This window comes from Pseudoalteromonas sp. S8-8 (genome assembly GCF_000497875.1).
Lineage (GTDB): Bacteria > Pseudomonadota > Gammaproteobacteria > Enterobacterales > Alteromonadaceae > Pseudoalteromonas > Pseudoalteromonas arctica.
In genome coordinates, this window is record NZ_AUTR01000077.1 from 1 (window position 1) to 6,772 (window position 6,772).

Consider the following 6,772-nt stretch of genomic DNA (forward strand, 5'->3'; position numbering starts at 1 on the left):
CCCTGTTAACATTAGCCAAGTGACTGCGTTTGATTTGGGTGACAATACGTTATCCGCAAGTACACTCGCTCAGCTTGAACTTGAATACCTTTATGATGATGGTTCGCCCGTTGATGGTATTGACTATATTGTTATCGATAATGAGGGCATTGAACATACCGGCTCACTGGCAAACGGTGTAGCCACCTTGGCTAATTTACCGCAAGGTAAAAGTGATGTTTTGCTGCGTGCAACCACTCAAGCTGATGAGCAACAACTCATCCAACTGCGTAACGACTTTAAACAACATCTCACCTCCATGCTTGATGAAATAAGCAAACAAGCAGCTATTGGCGATGCTATTTTTGAGCAAGAAGACTTTTTCACCCAATGGATGATTGAAACCGGTGCACGCGCAACGGGCCTGTATCAAGGCGCAAAATCCCTTGTAACGGGTATCGCTGATTTAATCGTATTAGGGATTGATGTAAATATCAGTGTGTATTCTGCCTGCTTTAGAATGATTGACGCTATTGCCAGTGGTGATAAACACGCGGTTAAGCACGAACTTGAAACAATTTTAGCCTTTAGCCAAAAAACAACCAGTGCATTATCAGATGCCTTTGAATTATTACTCGCCTTAATGGACGATGAAGATACCCGCAATACACTCGCGCGCTTTCCGTATGACTATATTGAAGCCCATTCGTACGTAGATAAACAACGTATAACCGGTGTAATGGCCTTTGAAATATTATTAGCGATATTAACAGGCGGGGTGGGTGTTGCCGCTTCTGCAGCGAGTAAATCAAAACACCTTGCCAGCGCCAATCGCGCACTGGTTAATATGGCCGATATACTTAAGCGCAAACAGCTAGATAAAACAATATCGCACACAGTATCGCCTGAGCAACCTAAATTAATTGAGCGCATTGACAAGCCCGATGCGGCATTACAACCAGGTACCAATCGAGGCGTAACAACGCAAGTGTCAGCACTTAAGTTAGTAAGAAACCCTGCTCTTGATGCCCATTACAAAAACCTAGCGGACTATGAAACGGCATATAAGAAAAAACTAGCCAAAGCTATTAATGATAAAGATTCTAGTAGCCGCATTGGCGCATTTAAAGCGAAGCTGACCGAGGTTAAAGGAGAACGTGCTGCAAGTGCATATATGGCAAAACACTTTTCTAAGCCACCGCCACCTGCGAAAATGGAATTAGGTTTTGGTCCTGGGCCCGGTTTTGACCAAGTTTGGGCTAAGCGTGATAAAGACGGCAACGTGCTAGAATACTTTATTGTAGAAGCTAAAGGACCTGGTGCCAAACTTACTAAAGGAGCCAAAAAGGGAGATCAAATGACTGATAAATGGATTGATAACACTCTGGCTAGCATGAAAAAATCTAAAAAATACCAAGCTCAGAATCAATTAGGTGAAAATTTATTCGATGCTATTGAAGATGGCGATCCAAAAATAAGTAAATTAGTTATCGAAGCTGTTGAAGATAACGGCAAAATAATTGGTGGAAAATTACAACCTTTACCGTAGAGAAATTTTAATGTTAAATTTAAATAAATGTGAAATTGACTTTGAGCGACTATTTAAACGTGCTCCTATTGTTTTAACTAAGCGAACACCTCAAATACTAGACAATTCTGTTTATATAGAAGTGAGGCAGCAAGCCACCTTTGTGGTAGCTAATAAATATATTGAATTAGCATATGCATACTATGTATTAGAAAATTTCCCTGAAACTAAATCATACTTCGAAAAAGCAGCACCTTTTGCATTTTTACGAGGTTTTGACCCTGAGTTAAAAACAAGTCATAACGATTGGACTATTCAACAAGATCTCAATATTGTTCTTCTTTTTGCTGAGCAGGAAGTTTTAGAAAAACTTAAACACAGTGAAATAAAACTATCGAGTGTTCAACATCAAGCCAAACTCCAATATGTTGAATTATTAAAAAATATTGTTACAGGTGGCACACCTGAGCAAAGCGATATTGATGCCGCCTTACTTGAAACCAAAAACACCAAGGATAAAGATGTATTACAGTATATCCTCCCGTTAATCGAAGCGATTTCTGCTTTAACATCAGCCGATATAACACTTTGGCAAGCCAGTATTGATAAAGCCATAAAATGGCATACTGATGAATGCAAATTTGGTGATTACAAAGATATGGAAGAAGGCTTTATCTGTTTAAATGCGCTTACTATGGCTAAATTAGGCAAAGACCTGCACGGCTGGCAATGCCAAACCAATTCACTTTATCTACCCTTATTTTTAATTGATTAGTTCGCTAATCACACAACACGAGCCTATTACCTATGAGCAGCTTAATTCACTTATTACTTATTGACGAAGAAAGTTACCCGACCTCGCTTAACGGTGATGATGAAAGCAAATACCAACAGTTACTGGAAATTACTGAAGAAGAAGCCATTCATTGGCAGTCAATCGAAATAAACCTGCGCGGCTTTGAGCCAGCACTGCAATTGTGGGATGCCATCGCTGGTAATAGCCGCTTATTACTTATTGCTAGTTTTAACTTTTTCCCTCATAAGCTACTACCACCTGACGCTGATATTAGCGGTACTTTCGGATTTTTTCCTGCTGATATGGTCAAAGATTTATATACCATAATGGAAGAAAAATACGACTTCGATATTAGCAATTTGGAAGGTCAGCAAATTATTGCTGAAATTGAGCAAGATGGTATCGACGAAGTAAACCCCGAAGCGTATGAGCTAGTTCGAGACAAGTACTTTGTAACCTTTAGAGATGCGGCTGAGCAAGGTAAATCAATCGTCGTACTCATTGAGCAATGATTAATGATGTAAAGTAACGCTAAGGACAGCAAATGCAACCCGACATTAAAAACATCCCGCAACACCTAGGTCAGTATCTTTATCAACAAATTGATGCTCCGTGGCTTGAAGCACAGCTTATTTTAGATTGCGATAATAATAATGTGATTGAGTGCAAAGCTCACTTTAAAGCAGATGACGAAACACAGCATGCAATTGCTGTATCTGACAATATAACAGCGTTGTTTAAAACGTTATTTGACCACGCCATTAAAAATGAAGTGGAAGATTGGCAACGTGCTATTTTTACAATGACGCGTAAAGGCCAATTTAACTTAAACTTTGAACGCGATAATAACGATGAAGAAGTAATCGCCGCTGTTCCAACACGTTAAGCAATAATTTAACCGCCCTTTAACAACATGGATGCTTGCTGGTGCTACAGCCTTTTAAAATTAGTACCTTAGCTTTTGGCTGTATTTCAAATTGGGTCCCTCATTTACTTCTCATTCTTTTCTCTTTGTGCAATATGTTTTTTGAGTAAATTATTCACAAAGAGGGCTAGAGACGCTGCGCTTAAAAAGTAAAAGCTTAATGTGCCTAATGGCTCTACGTTTTTACAAACAAACGATAATATAAGCATTACGGGCTCAGGTAATGGCGATTTAATTATTCACAACGCAGGCGGCGAGATAAAACTCGACAGTCAAGGCAATGTTGATATTACCGCCACTAACGTACTTACACTCGATGGCACATTTATAACCTTTGATGGCCCAGTTGATTACAACATAACTAGTCCACAAACAGCGCGGGCACCGAGCAATGCAAGCCCTGCCAATATTAGCCGCATTAGTGATATAACCATTAATGACGCAGGTATTGCTGCAACAACGTCAAGCGTAGTGGATTTACTTTATGTTTATCAAGATGGCAGCCCTGTAAAAAACGCACCTTATACAATTAAATTTGATGATGGAACACAAAGCACAGGCCAGCTAGATGAAGACGGGATAGCGCAATTAACCGACGTACCAAATGGTCAATTTACTGTTCAATACGGCGAAGATACGCGCGAGTTTGAACCACAAGATAACACCACGCCAAACCCACTTTATAAAAGAATAACCCCCGCCTCTGCCATACAAATGAGCAGAGCTGGGCAAGCAGCAACACTTGATGAAGCAAGCAACATAGCCAGCCAAGCAGGTGATTGGTTATGGGGAGCACTGCAAGGTGATTGGTTATGGGGAGCACTGCAAGGTGATTGGTTATGGGGAGCACTGCAAGGTGACTTTAATAAAGACCCTACAACGGCGCAGATTGTGGTAGGCAGTATTATTTCAATGATACCTGTTATTGACCAAGTCATGGACGTGCGGGATATTTTAGCCAATATAATGCTACTGACTGATGACGATAAAGCCAACGACAGTGATGGCTGGATTGCCTTTACGCTCACCGCGATAGGTTTAGTACCGGTGCTCGGCTCCGCGGTAAAAGGCGTCGGTAAAGTGGTGATTAAAAACAGCGGCGACACAATAGAAGCCGCAATTGCAGTGTTACGCAAGTTGGGCAAAGGCGACCCTGTTCAGTATTTACGTAAAATAAATTGGCAAGACCTAGGTAAACAAGCAGCCAGCGAAGTAAAAGCCTTTATAAAAGGCCTGCGCGATACACTTCACGAAATATCAACAAGTTGGCAATATGATTTGCTGCTGCCACAGCTTGCCATAGACGGCATGCAAGCCACGATTAAACAGCTTGATGAAATAGCGCCCAAAATAGACCAGGGCGTTAAAGACGCAGCAAGTGAGATTGGCAATCGCGTAAACAAAGCCCTCGATGAATTCGAACCGCCGAAAAGCACCGGTATTGTGGGTAAACCTAAAAAGAGCGTTGCGAATGAATTAGATGCGCCAATTAGTAATGAGCTTAAAGGGGCTAAAGCAGCGAGTCGCTTAAGCCTGAAAACACCTGATGATTTTAAAGACATATTTAAATCACTTAATCATAGAAAAGCAGCCGCAGGTGAATATAATGCCCATGCGTTAATGACATCAAAAAACTATAAACCCATCGGTAATACAAATGGTCAGTATAAAATGGGCGAAACGGGCATTGATGGTATTTATTCTTATATAGGCCCGCCACCAAAAACAGCCATTACTGAAGCCAAGTACAACAAGGCCAGGCTAGGAATGACTAGTGACGGCAAGCAAATGAGTGACAAGTGGCTTAATGATGAAAGACTTGAAAAAGCAGGGCTAAGTAGGAAAGAACGATCGAAAATTTTGAAAAGCCTAGATAAAAATGATGGCTCAGTTGAAAAAATATTAATACGCAATAAGCCTGATGGTACGCTTGTTGTAAAAAAATTAGATATTAGTGGGAGTGTCATCGGTACACCCCTAGGCTTTTAGGAAGAAAAAATGCTTAGAGATAAATTAAAAAGTAAAGCTTACTTTGATGAACAAGTAGAATTTAGTCTTGAAACAATTCAAGAATACATTGATGACCTAAAAAATGATAACAGCTTAACTGTTAATTCAAAAATGAGGTTTTCTTTTAGACTCGTAGATTACACCTCAAGATTGCTTCACGAACGTTACTCTCGCGGAGACAACTTAACTGAGCTTAAGCCTCATTTACTTGAAGCACTTGAATACCGTCAATGGCAAAAAGACTATGCTGACGCCTTGCCTGCAAATGAGCAAAAAAATCGTATCGATTGGGAGGAGTTACACGAAGATGATTTAAGGCGCACAATTATTTGGCTTACCTTTGCCTACTGCTTGGGCATGGGTGAAGACTATTACCTAAAAGCATTTGAGCTTATAGCTAATCAAGGGCAAGATGCTTTACTCGATAACCTCGCTATCGCGATGGGAGATAGTGAACGCCAAGCTGCAACAATGCCGTTATTCAAAAAACGTTTTGGTAAGTTATACAGTGTTATTGAAGGGACACCCGAGCAGCGACCTGAATTAGTGAAAGCATATCTTGATGCATGGTATAAAGCCGAAGGAAGCCCTGATTACCACTTAATGGATACGGATGCTTACATTGGCTACTGGTGCTGGGGTTCGGCTTTAGTCGTTAAACTTTATAATATTGACGACAGTAGCTTTATTGACCACCCGTATTACCCTAAAGATTTAGTTCACCTTAAAGGATGACATGGATGTTACGTGATAACCGTAAGGATGAAAGCTACTTTCAAACACTTACGAGTGACCTTGATGAAGCTCTAACTGAAACACAAGCCGCACTCGACGACGCTGTATTTACCTCCCCTACTCAGCGCGTTGATGTGGCTCAGAGATTGTTTCAACTAGCGATTATGCGAGCTGTAGCGCATTATTCTTATGGTGCCTCTATTGATGAACTACGCCCTTTTGTACTCGCTATTTTACCTTATCGTGAACAGCTCACCTTGGTAGCTAATAACATTCCACAACCCCATCAGCTTTACCGTGTTGATTTTGAGCAACTTGGAGGCGCTGGCGATGCGTGTGGCTCTGCGAATATAAATCGCTATATTTATACGCTTTGGTGGCTGTCGTTACTCGTTGCCTGCGACGCGCCCACTGAGCATATTAGTAAAACGCTTGATGTCATTGGTGAACAAGGTAAAGATGCATTATTTGATGCTATTGCCGTAAAGCTCGGTGATTCACAACGCCCTATGGCAAAGACCCTCTATTACCCTGATGTTTACCAGTGTTTGTTTGACGCCTTTAGTCTTGATAAAAATACGCAAGCACAGAAGCTAAACCAGTTTATATCGCAATGGTATGCCCAACTTGATGATGCCGACTGGCACGGCAACCATGAATGTGATTGTGAATTTGAATATACTGATTATTATATTGGGTACTGGTGTTTAGAGCATGCGTTAGTGGCAAACTTACTTGGTATAACCAAAGTACAGCTTACGCCACATCCAATGCTAGCCAATGATTTAATACGTAATAA

General features: G+C 40.9%; 6 protein-coding genes and 1 pseudogene. All 7 read left to right on the top strand.

What is annotated here, in order from left to right:
• Positions 1–1,528 (top strand): annotated as a pseudogene (locus L659_RS1000000124005) (hypothetical protein); the annotation flags it as partial.
• A gap of 10 nt (positions 1,529–1,538) precedes the next feature.
• Positions 1,539–2,282, top strand: a complete 744-nt coding sequence (locus L659_RS0122730) for an Imm49 family immunity protein (RefSeq protein ID WP_008170470.1) — start codon at positions 1,539–1,541, stop codon at positions 2,280–2,282.
• A 32-nt stretch (positions 2,283–2,314) separates the two neighbouring features.
• Positions 2,315–2,815: a hypothetical protein gene (locus L659_RS0122735; RefSeq protein ID WP_008170468.1), complete on the top strand. Its 501-nt coding sequence runs from the start codon at positions 2,315–2,317 to the stop codon at positions 2,813–2,815.
• Positions 2,816–2,847: 32 nt separating this feature from the next.
• On the top strand, positions 2,848–3,189 hold the full coding sequence (locus L659_RS0122740; RefSeq protein WP_024592070.1) for an immunity protein YezG family protein: 342 nt from the start codon (positions 2,848–2,850) through the stop codon (positions 3,187–3,189).
• A gap of 201 nt (positions 3,190–3,390) precedes the next feature.
• Positions 3,391–5,217, top strand: a complete 1,827-nt coding sequence (locus tag L659_RS1000000124010; RefSeq protein ID WP_024592071.1) for a hypothetical protein — start codon at positions 3,391–3,393, stop codon at positions 5,215–5,217.
• Between the two features lie 9 nt (positions 5,218–5,226).
• Positions 5,227–5,973, top strand: a complete 747-nt coding sequence (locus tag L659_RS0122750; protein ID WP_024592072.1) for a PoNe immunity protein domain-containing protein — start codon at positions 5,227–5,229, stop codon at positions 5,971–5,973.
• 5 nt (positions 5,974–5,978) lie between these two features.
• Positions 5,979–6,772, top strand: a 794-nt coding sequence (locus L659_RS0122755) for a PoNe immunity protein domain-containing protein (protein WP_024592073.1), incomplete at its 3' end; no start/stop codon positions are given.

Excerpts from the sequence above, each read along its gene's own strand:
- L659_RS0122730 (WP_008170470.1), top strand. The coding sequence starts at position 1,539 with ATGTTAAATTTAAATAAATGTGAAATTGACTTTGAGCGACTATTTAAA.
- L659_RS0122735 (WP_008170468.1), top strand. The coding sequence starts at position 2,315 with ATGAGCAGCTTAATTCACTTATTACTTATTGACGAAGAAAGTTACCCG.
- L659_RS0122740 (WP_024592070.1), top strand. The coding sequence starts at position 2,848 with ATGCAACCCGACATTAAAAACATCCCGCAACACCTAGGTCAGTATCTT.
- L659_RS0122750 (WP_024592072.1), top strand. The coding sequence starts at position 5,227 with ATGCTTAGAGATAAATTAAAAAGTAAAGCTTACTTTGATGAACAAGTA.